Here is a 22941-nt window from a genome sequence, read left to right as displayed (position 1 = left end):
GATCCAGCGCCACCGCCACATCGAAAGTGGCCTTGGCGACATCTACTCCTACGATTTCTTCCATTGCTTGCCCTCAAATCAGTCACTTGGACCATCGATACTCGTCCAGCTGATCCTTAGGTGTGCAGGCTCACGCGCGGGGCGGGCCGAGGAGCGCACTTGGGCGCGATCATGCATGCCCCCTCGCTCCGCACGGTCGCGCCCAAGTGCGTTCCTACAGGGCTTGCGAGCCAGGGACCAGCCAGTCGGCGATGCGCACAGCGACCGGGCCGGGTGTCTTCATCCAGCCGAAGTGGTCCGCCGGGCCTTGCAGTTCGTCGGGCCCGAGCACCTCGCGCGTGATGCGCGCGCGTGGCAGCTTGCCCAGCAGCCAATCCAGCGAGGCGGCAGGGCCCAGCCAGTCGTCGCGCAGGCGCACGGCCAGCACCGGTCCGGCGAAGGCTGCCATGCCTGGCTCCAGGTCGCCCATGCCCGCGGCCGCGTAGTGGCCGGTGCGCCCGGTGCGCGCCCAGTCGTCGATCACGCCGCGCGCCTCGTTTCCACCGAAGCCGATGCGGCGCCCGGGGAAATGCCCGGACAGCCGGGCCAGCAAAGGCGCCGCCACATAGGACGCACCGATCAGCCAGCCGTGACGAAAGTTTCTCCAGTACGGCGCACCACTGGCGACCAGCACCAAACCGGCGGCTTCGACCGGGTGCGCACCGACGTACATCGCCGCCAGTTGCCCGCCGAGGCTGTGTCCGCCCAGGCAGCCGGCCGCGCCGGGCCAGATCTCACGCACAGCCGCGAGCCCGCGCGGCAGGTCATCCTGCAGCAGCGTACGGTAGCCCCAGTCCTGCCGCCGTCCCGCGCGACGGTCGCTGGAACCGATGCCGCGCCACTCGTGCAGTGCGACGGCCATGCCGCGCCCTGCCAGCGCCTGGGCCAGCGGCAGGTAGTGCTTCGCCGGCACGCCCATTGCGGGCAGCCAGTAAAGCCAGCGGCCTTGCGCCGGTTCGCCCACCAGCAGCAACTCGCTCGCCGCGCCATCGGCGGCCATCACGCGTTCGATGCGCACGGTTTCGTCCTGATCGGCTTCCATCGCTTCGCGCCCAAAAACCACAGGCTAGCGAAGCGGCGGCGCGCGCACAAAAAAAGGCCGGCTTGCGCCGGCCTTTGGCAAACGTTCGATCCGCCTCAGGCCGGGGCGACTTCGTCCGCCTGCAGGCCCTTCTGGCCCTGCACGACCTTGAAGCTCACCTTCTGGCCTTCTTTCAGGCTCTTGAAGCCCGTTCCGCTGATGGCGCGGAAATGCACGAAGACGTCGGGGCCACTCTCCCGGCTGATGAAGCCAAAGCCCTTGGCGTCGTTGAACCACTTGACGGTGCCAATCTCACGATCCGACATGACTCACTCCGTTCTGCACGATGCTGAGACAAGTCGACCTCCCCTTTGGCCGACGACTTACTGGGCATGCAGGGAGCGGGTGGAGCGAGGCGTGATTCGTCGAATCCCGCTTCGGGGCACGCACGTGGACCGAGCAGACACAGTGCCCCAAGCATAACGGAAATTTCCTGAAAGCAAGTGGTGCCGAAAGACCCGCTTTCAGGCATAAAAAAGCCGGGCATCGCTGCCCGGCTTTTCGTCGCTTCGCGGAAAAACCGCTTAAGCCGGCATGACCTCGTCGGCCTGCAGACCCTTCTGGCCCTGCACGACCTTGAAGCTGACCTTCTGGCCTTCCTGCAGGCTCTTGAAGCCGGTGCCGCTGATGGCACGGAAATGCACGAACACGTCCGGGCCGTTGTCGCGGCTGATGAAGCCGAAGCCCTTGGCGTCGTTGAACCACTTGACGGTACCGATCTGACGATCAGACATGAAACACTCCACTAGGTTGAATCAAAGAGACTCGACCGCCGCGACATGCGGGGCCGACTTACTGGTGTGCAAGGAAAACCCTAGGGGGTGATTCGATGAAGCGCCGGTCGGCGGCATCGGGCCACATGACTCTGGTGACCCCGGCAAACACAGTGGGCGCATCATAGCCGGTTACCAATCGCCTGTGCGACCGCCAGGCTGAACGACGGCGGGCCTTGTCGCACCCGAGAACATTTCAGATTTCCTTCACGGTGCCGTTTGTCTAGTGTCGAGGTCGCCAGCCGCACTGCAGCCACAGGAATGTCCGCCATGAAGCTCGCCCTCCCGCGCCTGACCATCGCCGCGCTCGGCGCCGGCCTGCTGCTGGCCGGTTGCGCCAACCACCCGGCACGATCGGGGTCGGCCAACCCGCCCCAGGCAACCGGCGAGGCCCGACCGGCACCGGCCGCGCCATCCAGCGAAAGCCGCCAGACCCGTGCCGGAAACGAAGAGCGCGGCACGGCCGCGAACCCGGCGGGGAAGGCGTCCTTGCCCGAAACCACCGGCGTTCCCGCGTGCGACGACTACCTGGCCAGCTACGTCGCCTGCCACCAGGCCGCGCAAATCTACAAGCCGGACCAGATCCAGGGCCGCTACGAGGCCATGCGCACCAGCCTGCTGCGCGATTCGCAGGATCCGAAGATCCGCCCCAACCTGGCCGCGCGCTGCAACTCGCTGGCGAGCCAGCTGCGCCAGGCGCTGCACGGCAAATCCTGCCAGTCCGCTCCGGCCACCTCGGGCAGCCAGGCCGGCGACTAACCGGCCAGCCCGGCACGCTTCCAATGGGCGCGCAAGGCGCGCCCGGCGGCGGACGGCTCGCTGCGTTCCAGCCGAAGCGTCGGCGTCCCATGCCATTGCGCGGTCCGCGCGATCGCATCGGCCACGTCCCCGACCCACTGCCCGCTGGCCTGCTGGCCGGGCTCCAGGAACAGCGACTTGATCTCGAACACGCCCTCGCTGCGGTGCGCCTTGGCGTCCAGCCGACCGACCAGGCTGCCGCGATGCAGGATCGGCAGCACGTAGTAGCCGTAGCGTCGTTTCGGCGCCGGCGTGTAGCACTCGATCGCGTACTCGAAATCGAACATCGCCTGCGCGCGGGCACGGTCCCAGACCAGCGGATCGAATGGCGAGAGCAAGGTCGTGTGGGTGGCCCGCAACCGGCCGGCGCGCGCCTTGTCCAGCAGCGCCGCATGGTCGCGGTGCACGTAGCCGGGCGCACTCCAGCCCTGCACCGGCATCATCGTCAGCTCACCCGCGGCGACCAGCGGCGCCAGTTCGGCGTCGTCCACCGCGGGCTTGAGCCGGTAGTAATCGGCGATCCAGCGCGCCTGGGTGATGCCCAGCGCGCGCACGCTGTCGAGGATGAAGCGCTGGCGCAGGCCGGGCGTGTCGAGCGGGCTCGGCACGAAAGGCGGATCGAGCTTCTGCAGCACGCGGTCGGCCAGGTCGTACACGCGCTGGAAGCGCTCGCGCCGGGGAATCATCAGCTCGCCCAGCGCGAACCAGGCTTCCAGCCAGCGCTTTTCCGGCTTCCATTCCCACCAGCCGCTGACGCCGCGGTCGGCGCGTGGAAAGTCGGCCGCACGCACGGCGCCCTGCGTGCGGATCCGCTCCAGCAGCCCATCCATGTCGGCGCGGTGGTCGCGATGCATGCGCGCCGCGTGGCGATGCGCCCAGTGCGCGCCACGCTCGCGCCATGCGCGGTGCAGCGGCAGGTCCGCCGCGGGCACGAAACAGGCCTCGTGCGCCCAGCATTCGGCGATGCGTCCCTGTGCCAGCGCCTCATCCAGCCAGCTGCCGTCGTAATGGCCAAGGCGCGCGTGCAGCACCAGGTAAGGGCTGCGCGCCACGACATGGATCGAATCGATCTGCAGCAGGCGCATCCGCTCGATCGCCGCCACCACGTCGCCAGGACGCGGGCGCCGGCCCAGCGGCCGCAGCAGACCCTGCGCGGCCAGGTGCAGGCGACGGGCCTGGGCGAGGCTCAGCGGGACCGTTTGGCTGGCTAAAGCGGGAGACAACGTGGTCTGGGACTTCACGGAACCCTGCTGTGCAAGATGAGGCCGCGTTTACAAATCGTTTGTTAGCGTGCCGGAAGCGCGGCGGCCCCATCGATTGTTCCAAGCCCGCGCCCCCGCATTCTGGCATGGAGTATCGATGATGAAATTCCGCAAGCCATGGCTGTCCGCCCTCGTTGCCGGGTCCCTGCTCGCGTCCGGCGCGCTGATGGCGCAGGACGTTCCGACGCCGCCGACGCCGCCCGCGCCGCCGTCGGACCCGAGCAACCCGGCGCCCCCCACCACCCCGATGCCGCCGCCCCCGGCCGGCTCGCCCCAGTCGAACATGCCGCCGACGCCCCCGCCGCCGCCGGACCCCAACGCCACCCCGCCGGCACCGCCGACCAGCTCGAGCATGCAGAGCATGCCGCCGCCGGCATCCAGCGCACCGCCGCCCATGGGCAACGATTCGAGCGGCATGAACGGCAACCATGGCATGAACAACGGCATGGACCACGGCAACATGAACGCCAGTGGCAACGCGAACGGCAACATGAACGCCAACGGCAACATGAGTGGCGGCATGAGCGGCGCGGGCATGAACGCCGGCGCCAACGGCAACGTGGAATTCAAATCGTCGATGCCGCCCGCTTCCTCGGCCGGTCCGGCGCCCGACTTCAGCCAGCTGGCCAACGGCAAGAAGTCGATCACCATGCAGGAAGCCGCCAACTATCCGCCGCTGGCCAACGATTTCGGCTATGCCGACAAGAACGGCGACGGCCGCGTCAGCCAGCGCGAGTACGAGGCCTGGCAGTCCCACTGAGTTTTCGCTCGACACTCCCCTCGCCGGCCTCGCGGCCGGCTTTTTTTTGCCCGTCGCGGCTGGCCGGTTACCCCACGCGTGGCATCGCTCCGCGCGATCGGCCCGCCTCCTCCGTCACGGCCGGTTGGGGCGATGCTCGCTAGACTTCGCGCCTTTGCCCCAGGGAGCAACACCCTTGATCAAGCACGGTACGGCCGCGATGCTCGCGGCAGTTGGCGGGCTCTGGGTTTGCGCGGCGCACGCGCAGAACCCCGATCCGATGGACATTCGCGCCTGCACCGCCATCGAAAGCGATGCGCAGCGGCTGGCCTGCTACGACCACGCCACCGGTCGGGTGAACCTGCCGGTGGCGCAGAAGCGCGTCGACGAGGAAACGCTCCTGCCGAGCGTGTTCGGCCACGACCGTAATCCCGGCCAGGTCGCCACGACGGAGAACCCGGAGGTGTCCGCCCCGCTGTCCCTGCTGGACAGCCGCTGGGAGCTCTCGCCCGAGGCCAAGCTGGGCACGTTCAACGTGCGCGGCTACAAGCCGGTCTACCTGCTGCCGGTATTCGCCACCAGCAATCAGAACGAGCGTCCGCAGAGTCCCAATCCGCTCAACACGGTGACCACGCCGGAGCGGCTGGACAACGTCGAGGCGAAGTTCCAGCTCAGCCTGAAGACCAAGCTGTGGCAGGGCGTGTTCGGCGACGCCGGCGACCTGTGGCTGGGCTACACCCAGTCCTCCCGCTGGCAGGTCTACAACGACCGGCTATCGCGTCCGTTCCGCGAAACCAACTACGAACCGGAGGCGATGCTGGTCTTCGACACGCACTACGACGTGCTGGGCTGGGAGGGGCGCATGCTGGGGATCGGCATCAACCACCAGTCCAACGGCCGCTCCAATCCGCTCTCGCGCAGCTGGAACCGGGTGATCGCCGACATCGGCTTCGAGCGCGGCAACTGGACCGTCATGCTGCGCCCGTGGTGGCGCATTCCCGAAAGCGGCACCGACGACAACAACCCGGACATCAACGACTACATGGGCCGTGGCGAAGTACAGATCGTGCACGAGTGGAACGGACAGGAGTTCGGCATGATGCTGCGCCACTCGTTCCGCGGTGGCAGCCGCAGCCATGGCGCCGCGCAGTTCACCTGGAGCTTCCCGCTGGCCGGCAACCTGCGCGGCTACATGGAACTGTTCAAGGGCTACGGCGAAAGCCTGATCGACTACAACCACAACGCCACCTACCTGGGGCTTGGCGTGTCGCTGCTCGACTGGTACTGATCAAAAACGCAGGAGCCCGCTTGGGGGGCTCCTGCAAGGTGGTGCCGGTACTTAGTGGTGGTGGCCACCCGGGCCGTGCACGTGGCCGTGCTGGAGCTCTTCCGCACTGGCCTCACGCACGTCGGTGACTTCCACGTTGAAATGCAGCGTCTGCCCGGCGAGCGGATGGTTGCCGTCGATGTGCACCTTGTCGTCGTCCACGTGCACCACGGTCACGTTGATCGCGCCCTGCGGGCCGCGGCCCTGGAACTGCATGCCCGGCTGGATGTCTTCCACGCCCTGGAACGCTTCGCGCGGCACTTCCTGCATCAGCTCGGCATGGCGCGGGCCGTAGCCCTCCTCCGGCGCCACGTCGACCTTGAACTGGTCGCCCGCCTGGCGCCCCGCCATCACCTTCTCCAGGCCCGGCACGATCTGGCCGGTACCGTGCAGGTAGGACAGCGGCTCGCGTCCCTCGGAGCTGTCGATGACGCGTCCTTCATCGTCGGTCAGCGTGTAGTGGAAAGAGGCGACGGTGTTGTCTGCGATCTGCATGGCACTCTCATTGTCAGTGAATGGGCCAGCTTAACAGGTCGGGGTCGAGGCCCCGTCACACCGGCCTGCGCCGTTGCCTGGTGATTGCGATACTGCGCGAATGAAGCTTCCACGCCTGATCGCCCTGCTCGCCTTTGCACTGTCGCCGCTGCCCGCGGCGGCCATGGACCTGCCGGCCACGCGCGCGGCGATCGACGCCCACCTCGCCCAGCCGCGCTTCGCGGCCGCGCGCTGGGGCATCGCAGTGGTGTCGCTGGACAGCGGCCGCACGCTGTACGCGCACGATGCCGACAAGCTGTTCCTGCCCGCATCGACCGCCAAGCTCTACACAGCAGCGGTGGTGCTGAACGGGCTGGATGCAAGCTACCGCATCCCCACCCGCGTACTCGGCGCCGCCCCGGGAAAGCGCGGGCGCGTGCAGGGGCCGCTGGTGCTCTACGGCATGGGCGATCCCTCGCTGGGTGCCGACCCGTCCACCGTGGACTGGGCCGATGCGCTGGCCGATCAGCTGGCGGCCAGGGGCGCGCGCCGCGTACAGGGCGATCTGGTGGCCGACGCCAGCTACTTCGCCGGACCGGCCATCGGCGACGGCTGGGAAGCGACCGACCTGCTGGCCGGTTTCGCCGCGTCCGCCTCGGCGCTAAGCGTGTACGAAAACCAGTTGCGGCTGACCATGACGCCGGCCGCGCGTGCAGGCGAACCGGCGCAACTGGCTTTCGATCCGGCCGCCGCGGCAATGCCGCTCGACAACCGCCTGCGCACCGGCGCCGGGAACGACATCAACCTCTACCGCGCGCCAGGCAGCGAGCTGTTGCACGCCTTTGGCTCCATCCCGGCAGAGTCAGGGCCACGCAGTTTCCGGCTGGCCATGGCCGATCCGGCACGCGTGGCAGGCCAGGTGCTGCTGCAGGCGCTGGAGCGACACGGCATCGCGGTCGATGGCCAGGTGCGCGTGCGGCGCTGGCCGCAGCCGGCCGACTTGCCGCGCGAAGAAACGACCGTGCTGGCGCAGGTGGAATCCCCGCCGCTCGCCACGCTGCTGCGCGAGGGACTGAAGCGCTCGCAGAACCTCTACCTGCAGAACCTGCTGCAGCTGGCCGGCACGCGCGCCCATGCCGCGGCAACGGACGATCCGCTCGCGCCGTCCGGTTTCCTGGGGGCGGCCGACTGGGGTATTCACGCGCTGCGCCAGTTGCTCGAGCGCATCGGCATCCCGCCTTCGGCCAGCCTGATCGGCGAAGGCACCGGCCTGTCCCGCCGCGACCTCACCACCCCGAACGCGCTGGTTCGCCTGCTCGCCTTCCTCGCCAACGGCCCGGACGCGGCGCGCTTGCGCGAGATGCTGCCGGTGGCCGGCGTCGACGGCACGCTGGCCTCGCGCATGCGCAACACGCCCGCCGCCGGCAACGTGCACGCCAAGACCGGCAGCATGACGTACGTGAACTGCCTGGCCGGCTACGTCACCAGCGCGGCCGGCGAGCACCTGGCGTTCGCGATCCTGCTCAACGACTACGCGCCACCGGAGGGTATGCCGGCCAGCGCGGAGGTCGATGCGATTGCCGTGCTGTTGGCCGAACTGGACGAGCGCAGCCTGTAGGAGCGCCCCCTGTGCGCGCCCCCCATGTCCTTCGCAACGGGTAGATGGTGGTCGCGCACAGGGTTCGCTCCTACAGGGAACGAGGTCAGCTGGTGATCCGTCGCGTCAGATCGGCGCCGATCTTCTCCGGCGTATCGGTCGGCGCGTAGCGCCTGACGACCTGCCCTTCGGGATCGACCAGAAACTTGGTGAAGTTCCACTTGATCGCCTCGCTGCCGAGCACGCCCTTGCCCTCGCGCTTAAGCCAGCGATAAAGCGGGTGCGCACCGGCCCCGTTGACCTCGACCTTGGCGAACAACGGGAAGCTCACCTCGTAGTTGAGGCTGCAGAACCGACGGATTTCCGCCTCGTCCCCCGGCTCCTGGTGCCCGAACTGGTCGCAGGGAAAGCCGAGCACGGTCAACCCGCGCTCGCCCCATTCCCGCGACAGCGCCTCCAGCCCGGTGTATTGCGGAGTGAAGCCGCACTTGGAGGCGACGTTGACGATCAGCAGCCAGCGCCCTCGCCATTGGGCGAGCGGGCGCTCCTGGCCGTCGATATCGCGCGCGGAGAAGTCGTAGACGCTGCTCATGCAAAGGCTCCCGTAAGGTGTCGGCGAGTCTACGCCGGCGGCGGCATATGCACATGAGCGATGGTCATTTCCCGCCCGGCGCCACGGAGACGATGCTGCGATGATGCACCTGATCCTTTCTGCCCTGATCGCGCTCGCCACGCTCGTGCTGCTGGCCTACGCGGCGTGCCGCGAAGCGCCGCGCCGGCAGGTACGCGTGCGTGCGCGGCGGGACCGCCACATCGGCCTGTAGCCCGCCTCAGGCCTCCGGCGGAATGTCGAACACCTGCCGCAGGTAGGTGACGTACGCCGGGTCGTCGCACATGTTCTTGCCGGGCGAGTCGCTCAGCTTGGCCACGGGCTGGTCGTTGCAGCGAACCATCTTGATGACGATCTGCAGCGGCGTGGGCCCGACGTCATTGGTCAGGTTGGTACCGACGCCGAAGGCGAGCTGGCAGCGCCCGCGGAAATGGCGGTAAAGCTGCATCACGCGGGGCATGTCCAGCGCGTCGCTGAACACCAGGATCTTGGTGCGCGGATCGACACGGTTGGCGCGGTAGTGCGCCAGCACCTTCTCGCCCCAGGCGAACGGATCGCCCGAGTCGTGCCGGGTGCCGTCGAAGAGCTTGCAGAAATACATGTCGAAATCGCGCAGGAAGGCGTCCAGGCCGTAGACATCCGACAGCGCGATGCCCAGGTCGCCGCGGTACTCCTTCGCCCAGGTCTCCAGCGCCACGCGCTGCGAATCGCGCAGCCGCGGCCCCAGCGCCTGGTGCGCCTGCAGGTATTCGTGCGCCAGCGTGCCCAGCGGGGTGAGGCCCAGTTTCCAGGCCAACCAGACGTTGCTGGTGCCGGCCAGTTGCTCGCCCAGGCCATCGCGCAGGGTTCGCACCACTTCCTCGTGCCACTCGCGCGAGAAGCGCCGCCGCGTGCCGTAGTCGGCGATGCGGCAGTCGGCGTAGTCGGAGTCCGCGCGCAGCAGCTCGATCTTGGCCTTCAGGCGCGCGCGCCCTTCGGCGAGGTCGAGGCCGGACTGGGTGTTGCGGAAATAGACCTCGTTGACGATCGCCAGCAGCGGGACTTCGAACAGGATCGTGTGCAGCCACGGGCCACGGATGCGGATCTCGATCTCGCCGTGGGCCGCTGGCGACGGCGCGATCTTCACGTACTTGGCATTGAGCTGGAACAGCCCGAGGAAATCGACGAAGTCACTCTTGATGTAGCGCCAGGCGCGCAGGTAGTCGAGCTCCTCGGGCGTGAAGCGCAGACGGCACAGCGCATCGAGCTCGGCGCGGATCTCGTCGATGTAGGGCACCAGATCGATGCCCGGGTTGCGGCACTTGAAGCGGTACTCCACGTGCGCTGCCGGATAGTGGTGCAGCACCACCTGCATCATGGAGAACTTGTACAGGTCGGTGTCGAGCAGGGACTGGACGATCATGCGCTGGCCTGGCGGGAGCCGGCGCGGGGCCGGATCGGAAGACGCATTATCCCTGCGGCGAGCCAAGTGCGGCCAGTTGCGCATCGATCGCGCGCACGAAAGCATCCGCGCCCGGCCAGCTGGTGATGCGGCCGAGCTTGCGCTTGCCTGCGAAGACAAAGAACGCCGGGATGCCGTGCAGTCCGAAGCGGGTGGCCATGCCGGGATCCTCGTAGACGTTGTCGTGCAGCCAGCGCACGCGCGGCCACTGGAAGCGCTCGCGGGCCAGCAGCATGGCGCGCTTGGCAATGTCGCAGTTGGGGCAGTCGCGGCCCCACAGGAACAGGATGGTCAGGCCATCGACCGGCTCGGCCAGCGCGGCATCCAGCTCGGGCTCGCGCATGCGGCGCATGGGGAACTGCTCGAAGAACTGCGGAACGGTGGTGTCGGCCATGCTGTCCGAGGTTGGGGCACGGGTGTCAGCTGCCAAGGTGGGCGCTGCGGGCAAGCGTTGGGCGCCGGCATCCCGCTCCGCGCAAAAAGCGGTTGGGCTTGAGCGAGCCGGAATGCCTCACTCGCGGACGGAGCCGACCGACCCCGATGCGGCAGCGAGGCGTTCGAGCTCCCGCGTCCGCTCGGGCTCGGGCTTCTCTGCCAGTGCACGCGCCGCGGCATAGAACGCGCCCCACTCCCGCTCCGAGCGCTCGAACAACACCGCGAACGCCCCGGTCCAGCGGTCGTATAGCCCGAAGGGCAGCAGCTTGGCGTTGTTGATCGGCGCAGCCACCCAGGTGTCGTACCGCGAGTCACCGGACCAGCGGGTGTCGCGCCACTGCGCATAGCGGCGGCGGAAGGCCTCGATCTGCGCCTGCTTGCCGCGCGCCAGCGACGCCCGGTCGCCGGTGCCTGCGTACAGTGCCTTCAGACGATCGCGCAGATCCAGCACCAGCGTGGTGAAGCCCTGCTCCATCGCCTGGTCGCGCGAGTCGGGCGGCGGCAGGCCACGCGCCTTGCGCCACTCGCGCAGGCCCTCCTGCTGGACGAAGCTGGCAAACGATTCGTTGAAGGCCGTGTCGCCCTTCACGTACAGCCGCTGGTGGGCGAGCTCGTGGAAGACGGTGCCGGCCAGCTCGTCGTCGTCCCAGCGCAACATGCTCGAGACGATTGGGTCGGCGAACCAGCCCAAGGTCGAATAGGCCGGCACCGGCCCGATCCACACGTCGTCGCCCTGCGATTTGAGCTCCGCCGCGTGGGCCTGTGCGCGGGCCAGTTCGAAGTAGCCCCGGTAGGCCACGCAGCCGGCGATCGGGAAACACTGCGGCAGGGCGTCGATCGAATACGGCCGCGTGGCGAACACGTTCCACGCCACGTAGGCCCGATGCAGGTCCACGTAGCTGGTGTAGCTGCGATTGTCGGGGAGCGCCAGCACGACCGAGGCGAACCGCCGCGCCTGTGCGGCCAGGCGCAGACGGCGGGCCAGCTCCGGATCGGTGGCCGGGTCGCGCACCACCTTGGCGATCGGTCGACGATGCATGAGCAGCGAGGCCTGCCCATGCGCGACGTGGGCGTAGTAACGCAGGCTGCCGCAGCCGCCGAGCAGGAGGCACAACACGGCGGTGGCCAGGCGCGCGGCGCGCCCGCGAAGGATCGGAAAAGGCATGCCGCGATTGTGCCAAGCGAACGCTTCGGGCACGAGGGCGGCTATGGCGGGTCAGTCGCGGTCGTGACCACGCCGTCCATGCGAATCACGGCGGTCATGGCCGCGGTCATCCCGGCCGCGCCACGAGCGGCGGTCCTGCCGGTCGTCGCGATAGCCGTGCCGGTCACGACTCCAGTCCCGCCCACGGTAATGGTGCGAGTCCCGATGCCAGGTACCGCTGATGCCGACGCTCACCCCGGAGGAATAGCAGCAACCGTAGCCCCAGCCCGGGCCGTAGTAGCTGCCGTAGCCGCCATAGCCGTAATAGTCCGGCTGGTAGATCACCGACGGACCTTCGCCGTAATAGGCATCGCCCTGATAGCCGTTGCCGCGCACGTAGCTGTATCCAGGGTCGTAGTAACAACCCGACAGCGCCGTGGTGCCAAGCACCAGCGCCACTCCTGCAAGCATGCGTTTCATGCGCTTAACCTCCGTGACTGCTGTCACGCAGGCCACGCTAGTCGCGGCGGTTTGAATGCGCCCTTAAGCGCCGCGCCCGGCGGATGCACGGGCGTGGCGAGGGAGCGATGTCAGATCTTGGCGCCGCGCTGGCCGGTGTGCACCGGGATGGTGGTCTTGGGCGCATCGGTAGGCAGTTGCGGGCTCTCGGGCGTATGGATGGCCGATTCGCCATGCGGCTGCGACTGTCCATCGCCTGGACGCCCCGATGCCTGGCGGGTGCGCTTCTGCTTGGCATCGAGCAAAGCCTGGATGTGCGCGACCGCCTCTTCCGGGCTGATGTGCTGGGTCGAGGGTGCAGCCTGGCGCGGTGCGGTCCCCTTGCGCGCAGAGGCACTAGGTCGGTTCGACTTGCCCGCGGGGACGGCCTTCTTCGCGGCCGGTTTGCTCATGGCCTTCGTCCCGGCGGTGTTGCCGGTGGCCGCCTTGCGTGTGACTGCTTTCTTCGGCAGCGCCCGGGACGCCGTCTTGCCGACCGCGTTCGACGTGGTCTTCCGGGTTGCGGCTTTCTTCGGTGCGGCTTTGGCGACCGCTTTGCTGGCTGCGGTCTTCTTGGCCGGAGCCTTCTTCGGTGCCGCCTTCTTTGCCGCGGTCTTTTTCGGCACGGCCTTCTTCACGGCCGCCTTCTTCGACGTCGCGACCTTCCCGGCGGCCGTCTTCTTCGATGCGCCCGCGGACTTGCCGGCGGCCTTCTTCGCGGCGGGTCGCGAGGCGGTGCGGTTGATCGGTGTCTTGATGCCGGCCTTGGCGGCGGCGGTCTTCTTCGTCGCCTTGCTTCCGGCGGCTGCCTTCTTTGCCGCGGATTTCTTCGCGGCCGACGTGCGGGTCGTTGCCATGCGTCATCACTCCTGCGGTGGTCGGTGCAGCCTTGCCCGCATGCGCCAGGCACGCGGCGGTAAGACCTGCACGTCCAGTATTGCGCGGGCATCATCCGCTGTCATGCGCGATTGCGGCATGAAGCGCCGCGCGATTCAGGGTGCATGCGGGACGCGCAGCGCGAGGTCCAGCCGCTCGTGGCAGACAAAGACACCGCACGTGGCGTCGTAATCCCAGCGCTCCGCCGCGCAGGCATCGGCGCCCACATGGTGGAGCAGGTTGACCGAGTTGGGGATACCGCCGCGGACCCGATGCGATACCGCGGTGCCGGCCTGCACCACCCACAGGGGACGGCCGCCAGGCGCCGGCAAGGGACTGACGTAGGGCAGATGGATGTGCCCCCCCAGCACCAGCTGCGCGCCGGCCGCCGCCCACGCATCGGCAGCCTGCGCGTGGCCACGCAGCAGGTTGCGCCGGTCGGCGGCGTCGATCACCGCCATCGGTTGATGCACCACCACCACCCGCAGTTGACCCGGCGCTGCCTGGCGCAGCCGGCTCGCCACCCGCTCGATCTGCGCCGGCGACACCTCACCCTGTTTGTGCCGCCACCAGCGCGTGGTGTTGACCCCCAGCACCAGCCACTGCGGCGACGACCACGCCGGCTCCAGCTCGTCGCCGAACGCTGCGCGGTAGCGTGCGTAGGGCGCCCGCAGGCGGGTCGCCAGGGCGTACAACGGGATGTCGTGGTTGCCTGGGATCGCCAGGAATGGCGCCGGCAGGCTGGCAACGAACGCGTGCGCCGCGGCGAACTGCGCCGGTCGCGCGCGCTGGGTCAGGTCGCCGGACAGCACCACCAGCGCCGGACGGCTCTCATGCACCAGGCGCCGCAGCGCTTCCTGCACCGGCGCCCGTTCGGTGCCGAAATGCGAGTCGGACATGTGTAGCAGCACGCTCACGGTTGCCGTTCCCGCGGCACCAGCAAGCGAAGCGGCTGTGGCGCGACCCGGAAGCGCAACGGCAGCGGCAGGCGCACGATCTCGCCATCGATGGCCAGCTTCAGTTGCCGGCGGCGCGGCAAGGCAACCTCCAGCTCGGTGAAGGCGAAACTGTCGACCTTCTCCACGTCGCCCAGGTGCCCGAACAGCCCGCGCACCGCCGTGAGAATCATGCGCCAGCGCGCCAGCGGCGGCAGCACGATGCCGACCAGCGCGCCATGGCCCAGCGCGGCGGCCTCAGGAATGCCGATGCTCTCCAGTTGCAGGCGGTTGTCGCCCACCACCAACGTGGTGCTGCGTCGAACCTGCCGCTGGCCGTCCTCGCAGAGCGACAGGCGCAGGTCCGGGTAATCGCCCAGCAGAGCCCGCAGGCCGGACAGCAGCGCGACCAGGCGGTGGCGACCGAAGCGACGCTTGTCCTGCTCGCGCCGTTCGAGCAGTTCGGGGTAGAGCCCCAGGCTCGCGTTCACCAGGAACACGCGGTCGTTGACCATACCCACCTGCACCGGCGTTTCCTGCGCGTCGAGCAGGCCGCGCATGCCCGCGCCGGCGTCGCCCTCGGGAAGGCCATGGCAGCGACCGAAGAAGTTGAACGTACCTTGCGGCAGCACGCCCAGCGGCAGCCCGGCCGGCAGCACGGCCTGTACGACCGCGTTGATGGTGCCGTCGCCGCCAGCAACCACCACGGCACCCTCCTGCGCCCGCGCCGCCGCAACCGCCTGCTTGGCCATCTCGCCCAGCTGCCGCGGGCGTTTCGCGCAGAACAGCCGGTAGGGGTGTCCGACCGCGTCGAGCGTGCGGCGGATGGTCCGCTCCGTGGCACCCGCATCACCGCTGCCGGAGCGGCGGTTGAGCACCACGAAGAACGGTCGTTGGCGGTCTGGCGCCGGGGGCATGGACCTCCTTACATGCGTGGGTTGGAAAGCTCTGCAAGGAAGTGAGTGAACACCCTGGGCTCTATCAGCAGGGTGAAGACCACGCCGAAGGCCGCACCCCACAGATGCGCGCTGTGGTTGATGTTGTCGCGGCCGGCGCGGTCCATGTAGATGGAGTAGCCGACGTAGAGCACGGCATACAGCACGGCCGGCATCGGCAGCACGAACACGATGATCTTCGACCAGGGCGCCAGCAGCACGTAAGTGAACAGCACCGCCGATACCGCGCCCGAGGCGCCCAGGCTGTGGTAGTTCGGGTTGCGGCGGTTCTTGATGTAGGTGGGCAGGATCGAGACGACCAGCGCGGCGATGTAGAACAACACGAAGCCGAGCCGACCCAGTTCAGCCGAGTAGAACTGCTCGATCAGCCGTCCGAAGAAGAACAGCGTGATCATGTTGAACAACAGGTGGCCGAAGTCCGCGTGCACCAGCCCGTAGGTCACCAGGCGGTGGTATTCGCGGTGGCGCTGGATCGCGGGCGGCCACAGGATCAGGTCGTCCAGCAGCTTGGGCTTGTTGAACGCCAGGAACGATACGACGCAGGTGATGGCGATGATGGCCAGGGTGATCATGAGCGCTGGGGCTTCCTGAGCAACGGGCGGACCGTCCATCTTGGCGTCAGCCTCGCGGCTTGTCGACTTGCGCAGTCACGGGTGCGACATCCGGGCGTATCATGCGCGGCTTTATCCGCCCGCTCCCCACGGACACGCATGGAACCGATTCGCTATCTGCATCTGGACGTCTTTGCTGCCACCTGCGGCGGTGGCAACCACCTGGGCGTGGTGACCGACGCGCGCGACTGGAGCGACGATGCGATGCAGCGTTTCGCGCGCTGGACCGCGCTGGTGGAAACCACCTTCCTGCTGCCGCCCTCGACGCCGGGGGGAAGCTACCGCGTGCGCATTTTCACGCCGCAGCACGAGATTGCGTTCGCCGGCCATCCCAGCGTCGGCAGCGCGCACGCGGTGCTGGCCTGCGGACTCGCACAGCCGGTTGATGGCCTGCTCTGGCAGGAATGCGGCGCCGGCGTGTTGCCGATCCGCGTCGAAGGCGAGGGTGAGTCGCGCGACCTGCTGCTGAAATCGCCCGGCGAGCGGGTGCTCGCCACCGGCCGCGACGCGCACCCGCTGCTGGAAGCCACGCTGGGCGGCATCGAGCTGGGCGTGCTGCCACCGGCGCTGGTCGACGGCGGGCGCCGCTGGTGGCTGGCCGAGGTCGCCGACGAGGCGAGCCTGCGCGGCTGGCTGCCCGACCACAGCGCCATCGGCGCGCTGGCCCGCGCCACCGGCAGCATGGGCCTGTGCGCGTTCGCACGCAGCGCGTCAGGGGACTACCAGCTGGTGGTGCGCGCCTTCCCCGCCGGCGTGGGTATCGTCGAGGACCCGGCATCGGGCGCCGCCAACGGCCTGATCGCGGCCTACATCGCCCAGGCCGAGCCGCACGGTGCGCTCGCGCGCGGCTACGCGATCAGCCAGGGCCGCGAGATGGGCCACGACGCCCGCCTGCTGGCACGCATCGAGCCAGAGGCGATCTGGGTCGGTGGACGCGCCCGCACGGTGGTCGACGGCCTGCTGCGCTGGAACGGCGCGTGAGCGGCGCGCCGCAGGTCTGGGTCGATGCCGACGCCTGCCCGGGGCCGATCAAGGACATCCTGTTCCGCGCCGCCGAACGCGCGCAGGTGATGGTCACGCTGGTCGCCAACCAGATGCTGCGCACGCCGTCCACGCGCTGGGTACGGGCGATCCAGGTAGCCGGCGGGTTCGACGTGGCCGACAACGAGATCGTGCAGCGGCTGGCCGCGGGCGACCTGGTGGTGACGCAGGACATCCCGCTGGCCGCGCAGGCGATCGACAAGGGCGCGCTGGCGCTGCACCCGCGCGGCGAGCTCTACACGCGCGAGACCATCGCGCAGCGGTTGTCGATGCGCAATTTCATGGACGAGCTGCGCGGCGCCGGCGTGGATACCGGCGGCCCGGCGGCATTCCATGCGCGCGACCGGCAGGCCTTCGCCAACCAGCTCGACCGCTGGCTGCAGCAGCGGCCGAAGAGCTCGCAAGTGGGCGTAGGGTGGGCTTCACCCCACCGACTCTGATCACCGGCGAGAGCCGGTGGGCTGAAGCCCCACCCTACGGTCCATCGAGGTGCGCGCGGCGCGCGGCCACCTGCGCCAGCGCCGCCCAGTCCAGCCCCTCGCCGCCGGCGGCCAGCGCCTCGATCAGCGCATCGCGCACCACGCCGGCGAACGGCAGCGGCACCCGCGCCGCCTCGCCCGCGGCGAGTGCGAGGTTGACGTCCTTCAGGCCCAGCGGCAACGCGAAGCCCGGCGGTGCGTAGCGCTCTTCGGCGATCAGCCGTCCGTAGCCCTGGTAGGCCGGCGCGGCGAACAGCGTGCTGGTCATGATCTCCAGGAAATCGGCCGCGCTGACGCCGTGCGCCCGCGTCAGCGCGGTGGCCTCGGCCATGCTCTCGATCGCCGAGGCGAGCATGAAGTTGCCGGCCAGCTTCACCACGTTGGCGCGCTCGGGCGCCTCGCCGACCGGCCACAGCCGGCTGCCCAGCACCTCCAGCAGCGGCCGCACCGATTCGACCACGTGCGGGTGGCCGGCCACCACGATGTTGAGCTTGGCCGCGGCGGCCATGTCCGGCCGTCCGAACACCGGCGCGGCGACATAGCCCAGCCCGCGCTGCGCGTGCGCCTCGGCCAGCTCGCGCGCCAGCGCTACCGAGATGGTGGTGTGGTTGACGTGCACGGTGTCGCGATCCATCTCGTCCAGCACGCCACCGTCGAGGAACACCTCGCGCACCGCCTGGTCGTTGGCCAGCATGCTGTGCACGACCTGGCCCTGCACCGCCCGCCCGGGCGTACGCGCGACCTTGGCGCCGAGCGAGGCGAGCGGTTCGGTGGGGCCTTCGGAACGGTTCCACACGGTCAGCGCGTGGCCCGCGGCAAGCAGGTTGCTGGCCATGGCGCTGCCCATGGCGCCAAGGCCGAGGAAGCCGATGTTCATGGGAGTTCTCCTGTCGAGCGGCCGGTTAATGGAACACCGGCGGTGTTGAAGGCATGCAAACGCGCCGCCCGGGAGGCTTCCGCCCACCGGTCACTTGCGGCCCCGCAACGGACTCAAGCCCGACCCGCGGTTCCGGCGCTCACGCCACCTCGCCGGCGGCATGGCCCGATGCCCAGGCCCACTGGAAGTTGTAGCCCCCCAGCCAGCCGGTCACGTCGACCACCTCGCCGATGAAGTACAGCCCCGGCACGCGCTTCGATTGCATGGTGCTGGAGGACAGGCCGTCGGTGTCCACGCCGCCGAGGGTCACCTCCGCGGTGCGGTAGCCCTCGGTGCCGCTGGCGACCAGCGGCCAGTCGTTGATGCGCGCGCCGATCGCGACCAGCTCCGCCTCGCGGTACTGGCGCATGGGACGGTTGCCGAAATCGAGCTCGCACAGGCGTTGCGCCAGCCGCTTCGGAAGCACGTCGCCCAGCACGGTCTTCAACTCCGCCGCCGGGCGTACCGCGCGCTGCGCAGGCAGCCAGTCGGCGGCGTCGCGGTCGGGCAACAGATCCAGCCGCAGTTCCTCGCCCGGTTGCCAGTAGGAGGAGACCTGCAGGATCGACGGCCCGCTGACGCCGCGATGGGTGAACAACAGCCCCGCGCGGAACGCCTGCCGCCCGCAGCGCGCCTCGGCCGCCAGGGCCACGCCGGCCAGGTCCGCGTAGCGCTCCTGGTGTTTGCCGCTCAGCGTCAGCGGCACCAGCCCGGCACGCGTGGGCAGCACGGCGTGGCCGAACTGGCGCGCCAGTTCGTAGCCGAAGCCGCTGGCGCCCATGCTCGGTATCGACAGTCCGCCGCTGGCGACCACCAGCGATTCGGCATGCACTTCACCGCGCGCCGTGGCCACGCTGAAACCGGCCTCGCCGTGGCGCACGCGCTCCACCGCGCAGCTGGTCTCCACCCGTACGCCGGCCGCCGCACACTCGTCCAGCAGCATGCGCACGATCTGCTTGGAGGAGTCGTCGCAGAACAGCTGGCCGAGCTCCTTCTCGTGGTAGGCGATGCGGTGCTTCTCCACCAACGCGATGAAGTCGGCCGGCGTGTAGCGTGCCAACGCGGACTTGGCGAAGTGCGGGTTGGCCGACAGGTAGTTGGCCGGCGTCACGCCCAGATTGGTGAAATTGCAGCGCCCGCCGCCGGACATCAGGATCTTCTTGCCCGGTTTGTTGGCGTGATCGAGCACCAGCACGCGCCGCCCGCGCTGGCCGGCGGTGATCGCGCACATCAGGCCAGCGGCACCCGCGCCGATGATGAGGACGTCTGTTTTCATTAAGTGACAGGGAGCGCGCACCGGGCGCCGGCCGCGCATTATGGCCGAGCGCTTACACTTCCCGCTTTCCAACCCTCAAGGTGCCCACCATGCCCTCCTTCGACGTCGTCTCCGAAGTGGACAAGCACGAACTGACCAACGCGGTCGACCAGGCCAACCGCGAGCTGGCCAACCGCTTCGACTTCAAGGGCGCCGACGCCAGCTACGAGCTGGACGGCTACGTGATCACCCAGCGCGCGCCCAGCGATTTCCAGTTGCAGCAGATGCTCGACATCCTGCGCGGCCGCCTGACCAGCCGGAAGATCGACATCCGCGCGCTGGACGTGGCCGAGCCGGAGGTGAACCTGGCCGGCGCGCGGCAGAAGATCACCGTCAAGCAGGGCATCGAGCAGCCGGTGGCCAAGAAGCTGGTGGCGGAGCTGAAGGCGGCCAAGCTCAAGGTCGAGGCGCAGATCAACGGCGACAAGCTGCGCGTGACCGGCAAGAAGCGCGACGACCTGCAGCTGGCGATCGCCCACCTGCGCAAGTCCGACGTCGAGCTGCCGCTGCAGTTCGACAATTTCCGCGACTAGCGCTGTGGGAGCACCCTTGGGCGCGACCGACATCCCGGTCGCGGCCAAAGGGCGCTCCTGCAGGGGTTACGAACCCTGCCCCGCGACGATGTTCACGCTCACCGCGAGGATGAACACGTTGAAGAAGAACGCGATCACGCCGTGGACCAGCACCATCCGGCGCAACTCGCGGCTGGTGACCTGCACGTCGGAGACCTGGAAGGTCATGCCGATCACCACCGCAAAATAGGCGAAGTCCCAGTAGTCCGGCTCGCCGCCGCCGGGAAAGTCCAGTCCCCTGTGCTGCTCGCCGTAGCCGCCGTAGTAGCCGTGCGCGTAATGCAGCGCGAACAGCGTGTTGAGGAAGCCCCAGCTGAGCATGATGCTCGCGGCCGCCACCACGATGCCGAGCAGCCCGCCGGTCTTGCCCGCCTCCAGTTCGGTGCCCAGCGCCACCAGCACCACCGTGGAGATCGCCACGCCGCTCCACAGAATGCCCCAGCGTCCAGGGTCCTGGCGGCGCGCCTTCTCGCGCATGCCCGCCGGCGTGGCGCGGGCAAATTCGCGCAGTTGCAGCGCCATGAACGACAGTGCGCCGGCATCGAAGCCGAGCAGGAACGCGGGCGCCGGATGCATGCCCAGTCCCCATGCCGCCACCGCCACCGCCAGCAGCACGATGCCGCCGATGAGCAGCGAAGGCCGCACCCGCAGCGCATGCATTACACCGCGGCGATGGTGTCGCTTGCCGTGGGGATGGGGATCGCTCATGAGGCCTCCTGCGACCGGCGCGGGCCAGAGTGTGGCCGACGCCGCGCAGCGGGCACAACGGGATCAGGCGCGCAGGTCGGCGAACTCGGGGTGCCGGCGCAGCCAGGCCGCCGCGTAGGCGCAAGCGGGCACCACCATCCAGCCTTCGGCGCGAGCGGTTTCCATCGCGGCCTGGGTCAGCGCCGAGGCGATGCCGCGGCCTTCCACAGCGACCGGCACGCCGGTGTGGGTGATCGTCATGACCTTGCCGGACAGTCGGTAATCCAGCTCGCAAGGCTGGCCGTCCACCACGGTTTCGAAACGCTGGGCGGAGGGATCGTGCCGGACGTCGAAGCTCATGCCGATGCTCGTCAGGGAAAGCCGCCAGCTTACGGCCAGCGCCGGCAAAACGCGCGTGAAGCGGCTGCCAGCGCGTGTTCGCGTGGCCTGAATGGCCAGGCGGCCACACTGACCCGCCCCTCCGAGCCCAAGGAAAACGCCATGAAGAAATCCGCTTCTGCCACCTGGACCGGCGGCCTGAAAGACGGCCAGGGCACGATATCCACCCAGACCGGCGTGCTGCGCGAGGCGCCATTCGGCTTCAAGTCGCGCTTCGAGGACGGACCCGGTACCAATCCGGAGGAACTGATCGGCGCCGCGCTGGCCGGTTGTTTCTCGATGGCGCTGTCGCTGGGCCTGGGCAATGCCGGGCTGACACCGGAGCGGATCGACACGAAGGCGCAGGTGACGCTGGACAAGCAGGGCGACGGCTTCGCCATCACCACCATCGCGCTGAACTGCCGCGCCCGTGTGCCAGGCGCCGATGCGGACACGTTCCAGCGCATCGCGCAGGAGACCAAGCAGGGTTGCCCGGTGTCCAAGGTGCTGCGCGCCGACATCTCGCTCGACGCCGCGCTGGAAAGCTGACCGGGTGCGCAGGGTGGGCTTCAGCCCACCTTCCGGCGCGACCGCGGTGGGCTCGAGCCCAGCCTACGCACCGGCCAGCAGGCGTCGTCCCACCAGCGCCGGATCGGCCGCCATCACCCGGTTGCGCCCCGCGTGCTTGGCCGCGTACAGCGCCGCATCGGCGCGTTGCAGCAGGGCGCCCACCTCATCCACGCCCGGCTCGGCCGCCGCGGCGCCGATCGACACGGTCAGCTGCAGCAGGTGCCCGTCGACCAGCAGTGGCGTGGTCTCGACCGTGCCGCGGATGCGTTCGGCCAGCACCAGCGCCTGCTCCAGGTTGGTGTCCGGTGCCAAAACCACGAATTCCTCGCCGCCGATACGCCCGATCACGTCGCCGCCGCGCAGCGTCGCCCGGATGCTGTCGACCAGCGCCAGCAGCACCTTGTCGCCACCGCCGTGACCGAAGCGGTCGTTGATGCTCTTGAAGTGGTCGGCGTCGATCATCAGCACGCTCATCGAGCGTCCCGCGCGCTGGGCCTGGGACAGCATCCGGGTGGCGCTTTCGGTCAGCGCCAGGCGGTTCTTCACGCCGGTCAGCGTGTCGACCCGCGCCAGCAGATGCAGTTCGCGCTGCAGCGTCTCGTTGTAGAGCAGCAGGAAACCGATGCTGAGGAACAAGGGCTGCATGCCCGAGAGCAGCACGTAGAGGTAATTGACCGTGTCCGGCTGGATGATGTCGGCCGGCGGGTTGAGGTCGAACCACAGCTGGCCGTTGCGCCACACCAGCAGCAGTGCGGCCCCGGCGCACATCACCACCAGTGCCATCCGCGCCCGCGTGCCTTGCCGCACGCCGCCGCGCAGCAGCGCCTGCATCCGCAGTGCGATGTCGGCCATGATCGCGGCCGAGCCCCACATCACGCGCACGCGGTAGTCCGGGTCGACCACCCCGAACCAGGCCACGCCCAGCCAGCCGACCACGCCGATGGCCAGTACGGTGCGCCAGCGCAGCGATTCGCCCAGCAACATGCGCAGGGCGACCACCGACATGCCCTGCGCCAGCAAATTGAGTGCATTGCCGCCCAGCAGCAACTGCGCCGGGTGCAGCCAGGCCTGCGCCGCCAGCATCGTCCAGCCGGCCGACTCGACTGCCAGCGCGGCGGCGCGCAGCTTCAGGCTGGTACGCGCGGCGCCCGGCCCGCCGTGGGTACCCGCCCACAGCAGAATGGCCAGCACCAGCGACTGGACGGCACTGATCAACGACAGCGTTTCGATATGCATGGGCATGCTGGGCTCTCCCCGCGCCCGAACGTGACGATGGCGCCCGCCCTGGATATCGCGTGTCCGCGATGGCGTCCTGTGCCCGGTCGTCGCCTGTCATATCGGCGCTGGCTGGCTCGACTTTAGCGTTGACAGCGTCCGCAAGTTCGAT

Annotated in this window: 29 protein-coding genes; 9 read left to right on the top strand and 20 right to left on the bottom strand. The window is 68.9% G+C overall.

Features of this window, described 5'->3' with window-relative positions:
- Positions 1 to 214 precede the first annotated feature (214 nt).
- The 3 genes from J7I44_RS00410 to J7I44_RS00400 all read right to left on the bottom strand — a co-directional run bounded on the left by J7I44_RS00410 (position 215) and on the right by J7I44_RS00400 (position 1854).
- The gene (locus tag J7I44_RS00410; protein WP_209614483.1) at positions 215 to 1081 is read right to left on the bottom strand and encodes an alpha/beta hydrolase family protein; all 867 of its coding nucleotides are present in this window, start codon (positions 1079 to 1081) and stop codon (positions 215 to 217) included.
- Positions 1082 to 1176: 95 nt separating this feature from the next.
- Positions 1177 to 1386, bottom strand: coding sequence for a cold-shock protein (locus tag J7I44_RS00405; protein WP_091333775.1), 210 nt, complete (start codon positions 1384 to 1386; stop codon positions 1177 to 1179).
- A 258-nt stretch (positions 1387 to 1644) separates the two neighbouring features.
- Positions 1645 to 1854, bottom strand: coding sequence for a cold-shock protein (locus J7I44_RS00400; RefSeq protein ID WP_209614482.1), 210 nt, complete (start codon positions 1852 to 1854; stop codon positions 1645 to 1647).
- 309 nt (positions 1855 to 2163) lie between these two features.
- On the opposite strand from J7I44_RS00400, the gene J7I44_RS00395 reads away from it, so the two are divergent.
- Complete coding sequence (locus J7I44_RS00395) at positions 2164 to 2652, top strand: hypothetical protein (protein ID WP_209614481.1); 489 nt, start codon at positions 2164 to 2166, stop codon at positions 2650 to 2652.
- Here the strand turns inward: J7I44_RS00395 and J7I44_RS00390 are convergent.
- Positions 2649 to 3932, bottom strand: a complete 1284-nt coding sequence (locus tag J7I44_RS00390; RefSeq protein WP_209614480.1) for a winged helix-turn-helix domain-containing protein — start codon at positions 3930 to 3932, stop codon at positions 2649 to 2651. The genes J7I44_RS00395 and J7I44_RS00390 overlap by 4 nt on opposite strands.
- 30 nt (positions 3933 to 3962) lie before the next feature.
- Positions 3963 to 4370: a hypothetical protein gene (locus J7I44_RS00385; RefSeq protein WP_209614479.1), complete on the bottom strand. Its 408-nt coding sequence runs from the start codon at positions 4368 to 4370 to the stop codon at positions 3963 to 3965.
- Between J7I44_RS00385 and J7I44_RS00380 the strand changes: the two genes are divergently transcribed.
- Both J7I44_RS00380 and J7I44_RS00375 read left to right on the top strand, forming a co-directional pair.
- Complete coding sequence (locus J7I44_RS00380; protein ID WP_209614478.1) at positions 4369 to 4713, top strand: hypothetical protein; 345 nt, start codon at positions 4369 to 4371, stop codon at positions 4711 to 4713. The genes J7I44_RS00385 and J7I44_RS00380 overlap by 2 nt on opposite strands.
- Before the next feature lie 175 nt (positions 4714 to 4888).
- Positions 4889 to 5980, top strand: a complete 1092-nt coding sequence (locus tag J7I44_RS00375; protein ID WP_209614477.1) for a phospholipase A — start codon at positions 4889 to 4891, stop codon at positions 5978 to 5980.
- Between the two features lie 51 nt (positions 5981 to 6031).
- Here J7I44_RS00375 and J7I44_RS00370 read toward each other — a convergent pair whose 3' ends face one another.
- Complete coding sequence (locus J7I44_RS00370; protein ID WP_209614476.1) at positions 6032 to 6514, bottom strand: FKBP-type peptidyl-prolyl cis-trans isomerase; 483 nt, start codon at positions 6512 to 6514, stop codon at positions 6032 to 6034.
- Between the two features lie 100 nt (positions 6515 to 6614).
- Between J7I44_RS00370 and dacB the strand changes: the two genes are divergently transcribed.
- Positions 6615 to 8111 carry a D-alanyl-D-alanine carboxypeptidase/D-alanyl-D-alanine endopeptidase gene (gene dacB / locus J7I44_RS00365; RefSeq protein ID WP_209614475.1) on the top strand — a complete coding sequence of 499 codons (1497 nt, stop codon included), beginning with the start codon at positions 6615 to 6617 and terminating at the stop codon, positions 8109 to 8111.
- Positions 8112 to 8196: 85 nt separating this feature from the next.
- Here dacB and J7I44_RS00360 read toward each other — a convergent pair whose 3' ends face one another.
- Entirely contained in the window at positions 8197 to 8682 is a 486-nt protein-coding gene (locus J7I44_RS00360) for a glutathione peroxidase (RefSeq protein WP_209614474.1), read from the bottom strand.
- A gap of 100 nt (positions 8683 to 8782) precedes the next feature.
- Between J7I44_RS00360 and J7I44_RS16920 the strand changes: the two genes are divergently transcribed.
- Positions 8783 to 8914 (top strand): hypothetical protein, encoded by a 132-nt coding sequence (locus tag J7I44_RS16920; RefSeq protein WP_280921039.1) that lies wholly within the window; start codon positions 8783 to 8785, stop codon positions 8912 to 8914.
- Between the two features lie 6 nt (positions 8915 to 8920).
- Here J7I44_RS16920 and pncB read toward each other — a convergent pair whose 3' ends face one another.
- The 8 genes from pncB to J7I44_RS00320 all read right to left on the bottom strand — a co-directional run bounded on the left by pncB (position 8921) and on the right by J7I44_RS00320 (position 15557).
- Positions 8921 to 10102 carry a nicotinate phosphoribosyltransferase gene (gene pncB, locus J7I44_RS00355; RefSeq protein ID WP_209614473.1) on the bottom strand — a complete coding sequence of 394 codons (1182 nt, stop codon included), beginning with the start codon at positions 10100 to 10102 and terminating at the stop codon, positions 8921 to 8923.
- A gap of 46 nt (positions 10103 to 10148) precedes the next feature.
- Positions 10149 to 10535 (bottom strand): YbbN family protein, encoded by a 387-nt coding sequence (locus J7I44_RS00350; protein ID WP_209614472.1) that lies wholly within the window; start codon positions 10533 to 10535, stop codon positions 10149 to 10151.
- Positions 10536 to 10652: 117 nt separating this feature from the next.
- Complete coding sequence (locus tag J7I44_RS00345; RefSeq protein ID WP_209614471.1) at positions 10653 to 11741, bottom strand: aminopeptidase; 1089 nt, start codon at positions 11739 to 11741, stop codon at positions 10653 to 10655.
- A gap of 51 nt (positions 11742 to 11792) precedes the next feature.
- Positions 11793 to 12200 carry a hypothetical protein gene (locus tag J7I44_RS00340; RefSeq protein WP_209614470.1) on the bottom strand — a complete coding sequence of 136 codons (408 nt, stop codon included), beginning with the start codon at positions 12198 to 12200 and terminating at the stop codon, positions 11793 to 11795.
- A 110-nt stretch (positions 12201 to 12310) separates the two neighbouring features.
- Positions 12311 to 13075 (bottom strand): hypothetical protein, encoded by a 765-nt coding sequence (locus tag J7I44_RS00335; RefSeq protein ID WP_209614469.1) that lies wholly within the window; start codon positions 13073 to 13075, stop codon positions 12311 to 12313.
- A 135-nt stretch (positions 13076 to 13210) separates the two neighbouring features.
- Entirely contained in the window at positions 13211 to 14011 is an 801-nt protein-coding gene (locus tag J7I44_RS00330; RefSeq protein WP_209614468.1) for a metallophosphoesterase family protein, read from the bottom strand.
- A complete protein-coding gene (locus J7I44_RS00325) occupies positions 14008 to 14946 on the bottom strand; it encodes a diacylglycerol/lipid kinase family protein (RefSeq protein WP_209614467.1) in 939 nt (312 codons plus the stop codon). The genes J7I44_RS00330 and J7I44_RS00325 overlap by 4 nt, the downstream gene beginning before the upstream one ends.
- An 8-nt stretch (positions 14947 to 14954) precedes the next feature.
- Positions 14955 to 15557, bottom strand: a complete 603-nt coding sequence (locus J7I44_RS00320; RefSeq protein WP_209614466.1) for a rhomboid family intramembrane serine protease — start codon at positions 15555 to 15557, stop codon at positions 14955 to 14957.
- Positions 15558 to 15695: 138 nt separating this feature from the next.
- Between J7I44_RS00320 and J7I44_RS00315 the strand changes: the two genes are divergently transcribed.
- On the top strand, positions 15696 to 16577 hold the full coding sequence (locus J7I44_RS00315) for a PhzF family phenazine biosynthesis protein (RefSeq protein WP_209614465.1): 882 nt from the start codon (positions 15696 to 15698) through the stop codon (positions 16575 to 16577).
- Entirely contained in the window at positions 16574 to 17077 is a 504-nt protein-coding gene (locus J7I44_RS00310; RefSeq protein WP_209614464.1) for a YaiI/YqxD family protein, read from the top strand. The genes J7I44_RS00315 and J7I44_RS00310 overlap by 4 nt, the downstream gene beginning before the upstream one ends.
- Before the next feature lie 34 nt (positions 17078 to 17111).
- Here the strand turns inward: J7I44_RS00310 and J7I44_RS00305 are convergent, their stop codons facing one another.
- Together J7I44_RS00305 and J7I44_RS00300 are read right to left on the bottom strand one after the other, a co-directional pair.
- The gene (locus J7I44_RS00305; protein ID WP_209614463.1) at positions 17112 to 17993 is read right to left on the bottom strand and encodes an NAD(P)-dependent oxidoreductase; all 882 of its coding nucleotides are present in this window, start codon (positions 17991 to 17993) and stop codon (positions 17112 to 17114) included.
- Positions 17994 to 18132: 139 nt separating this feature from the next.
- Positions 18133 to 19308, bottom strand: a complete 1176-nt coding sequence (locus tag J7I44_RS00300; protein ID WP_209614462.1) for a BaiN/RdsA family NAD(P)/FAD-dependent oxidoreductase — start codon at positions 19306 to 19308, stop codon at positions 18133 to 18135.
- 89 nt (positions 19309 to 19397) lie between these two features.
- Between J7I44_RS00300 and J7I44_RS00295 the strand changes: the two genes are divergently transcribed.
- A complete protein-coding gene (locus J7I44_RS00295) occupies positions 19398 to 19880 on the top strand; it encodes a YajQ family cyclic di-GMP-binding protein (RefSeq protein ID WP_209614461.1) in 483 nt (160 codons plus the stop codon).
- A 66-nt stretch (positions 19881 to 19946) separates the two neighbouring features.
- Here the strand turns inward: J7I44_RS00295 and J7I44_RS00290 are convergent, their stop codons facing one another.
- Complete coding sequence (locus tag J7I44_RS00290) at positions 19947 to 20627, bottom strand: DUF1345 domain-containing protein (protein ID WP_209614460.1); 681 nt, start codon at positions 20625 to 20627, stop codon at positions 19947 to 19949.
- A 63-nt stretch (positions 20628 to 20690) separates the two neighbouring features.
- The gene (locus tag J7I44_RS00285) at positions 20691 to 20966 is read right to left on the bottom strand and encodes a GNAT family N-acetyltransferase (protein ID WP_209614459.1); all 276 of its coding nucleotides are present in this window, start codon (positions 20964 to 20966) and stop codon (positions 20691 to 20693) included.
- Positions 20967 to 21107: 141 nt separating this feature from the next.
- Here J7I44_RS00285 and J7I44_RS00280 point away from each other — a divergent pair, with 141 nt between their 5' ends.
- A complete protein-coding gene (locus J7I44_RS00280) occupies positions 21108 to 21533 on the top strand; it encodes an OsmC family protein (protein ID WP_209614458.1) in 426 nt (141 codons plus the stop codon).
- 63 nt (positions 21534 to 21596) lie between these two features.
- On the opposite strand, the gene J7I44_RS00275 is transcribed toward J7I44_RS00280, so the two are convergent.
- Complete coding sequence (locus J7I44_RS00275) at positions 21597 to 22796, bottom strand: GGDEF domain-containing protein (RefSeq protein ID WP_209614457.1); 1200 nt, start codon at positions 22794 to 22796, stop codon at positions 21597 to 21599.
- Positions 22797 to 22941: the final 145 nt, after the last annotated feature.

Source organism: Frateuria flava, from assembly GCF_017837635.1.
In the GTDB taxonomy this organism is placed as follows: Bacteria; Pseudomonadota; Gammaproteobacteria; order Xanthomonadales; family Rhodanobacteraceae; genus Frateuria_A; species Frateuria_A flava.
Note: the sequence above shows the minus strand (reverse complement) of the source record. Positions and strands in the feature narration are given on the sequence as shown.

Bases quoted from the DNA above. Each gene is read 5' to 3' on its own strand.
- J7I44_RS00290 (WP_209614460.1), bottom strand. From the start codon at position 20,627: ATGAGCGATCCCCATCCCCACGGCAAGCGACACCATCGCCGCGGTGTA.
- J7I44_RS00345 (WP_209614471.1), bottom strand. From the start codon at position 11,741: ATGCCTTTTCCGATCCTTCGCGGGCGCGCCGCGCGCCTGGCCACCGCC.
- J7I44_RS00295 (WP_209614461.1), top strand. From the start codon at position 19,398: ATGCCCTCCTTCGACGTCGTCTCCGAAGTGGACAAGCACGAACTGACC.
- J7I44_RS00320 (WP_209614466.1), bottom strand. From the start codon at position 15,557: ATGATCACCCTGGCCATCATCGCCATCACCTGCGTCGTATCGTTCCTG.
- J7I44_RS16920 (WP_280921039.1), top strand. From the start codon at position 8,783: ATGATGCACCTGATCCTTTCTGCCCTGATCGCGCTCGCCACGCTCGTG.
- pncB (WP_209614473.1), bottom strand. From the start codon at position 10,102: ATGATCGTCCAGTCCCTGCTCGACACCGACCTGTACAAGTTCTCCATG.
- J7I44_RS00410 (WP_209614483.1), bottom strand. From the start codon at position 1,081: ATGGAAGCCGATCAGGACGAAACCGTGCGCATCGAACGCGTGATGGCC.
- J7I44_RS00315 (WP_209614465.1), top strand. From the start codon at position 15,696: ATGGAACCGATTCGCTATCTGCATCTGGACGTCTTTGCTGCCACCTGC.
- J7I44_RS00325 (WP_209614467.1), bottom strand. From the start codon at position 14,946: ATGCCCCCGGCGCCAGACCGCCAACGACCGTTCTTCGTGGTGCTCAAC.
- J7I44_RS00405 (WP_091333775.1), bottom strand. From the start codon at position 1,386: ATGTCGGATCGTGAGATTGGCACCGTCAAGTGGTTCAACGACGCCAAG.
- J7I44_RS00400 (WP_209614482.1), bottom strand. From the start codon at position 1,854: ATGTCTGATCGTCAGATCGGTACCGTCAAGTGGTTCAACGACGCCAAG.
- J7I44_RS00300 (WP_209614462.1), bottom strand. From the start codon at position 19,308: ATGAAAACAGACGTCCTCATCATCGGCGCGGGTGCCGCTGGCCTGATG.
- J7I44_RS00370 (WP_209614476.1), bottom strand. From the start codon at position 6,514: ATGCAGATCGCAGACAACACCGTCGCCTCTTTCCACTACACGCTGACC.
- J7I44_RS00275 (WP_209614457.1), bottom strand. From the start codon at position 22,796: ATGCCCATGCATATCGAAACGCTGTCGTTGATCAGTGCCGTCCAGTCG.
- J7I44_RS00385 (WP_209614479.1), bottom strand. From the start codon at position 4,370: ATGCCGCTCGAATCGTTGCCCATGGGCGGCGGTGCGCTGGATGCCGGC.
- J7I44_RS00340 (WP_209614470.1), bottom strand. From the start codon at position 12,200: ATGAAACGCATGCTTGCAGGAGTGGCGCTGGTGCTTGGCACCACGGCG.
- J7I44_RS00360 (WP_209614474.1), bottom strand. From the start codon at position 8,682: ATGAGCAGCGTCTACGACTTCTCCGCGCGCGATATCGACGGCCAGGAG.
- J7I44_RS00395 (WP_209614481.1), top strand. From the start codon at position 2,164: ATGAAGCTCGCCCTCCCGCGCCTGACCATCGCCGCGCTCGGCGCCGGC.
- J7I44_RS00285 (WP_209614459.1), bottom strand. From the start codon at position 20,966: ATGAGCTTCGACGTCCGGCACGATCCCTCCGCCCAGCGTTTCGAAACC.
- J7I44_RS00280 (WP_209614458.1), top strand. From the start codon at position 21,108: ATGAAGAAATCCGCTTCTGCCACCTGGACCGGCGGCCTGAAAGACGGC.
- J7I44_RS00335 (WP_209614469.1), bottom strand. From the start codon at position 13,075: ATGGCAACGACCCGCACGTCGGCCGCGAAGAAATCCGCGGCAAAGAAG.
- dacB (WP_209614475.1), top strand. From the start codon at position 6,615: ATGAAGCTTCCACGCCTGATCGCCCTGCTCGCCTTTGCACTGTCGCCG.
- J7I44_RS00350 (WP_209614472.1), bottom strand. From the start codon at position 10,535: ATGGCCGACACCACCGTTCCGCAGTTCTTCGAGCAGTTCCCCATGCGC.
- J7I44_RS00380 (WP_209614478.1), top strand. From the start codon at position 4,369: ATGAACGGCAACCATGGCATGAACAACGGCATGGACCACGGCAACATG.
- J7I44_RS00305 (WP_209614463.1), bottom strand. From the start codon at position 17,993: ATGAACATCGGCTTCCTCGGCCTTGGCGCCATGGGCAGCGCCATGGCC.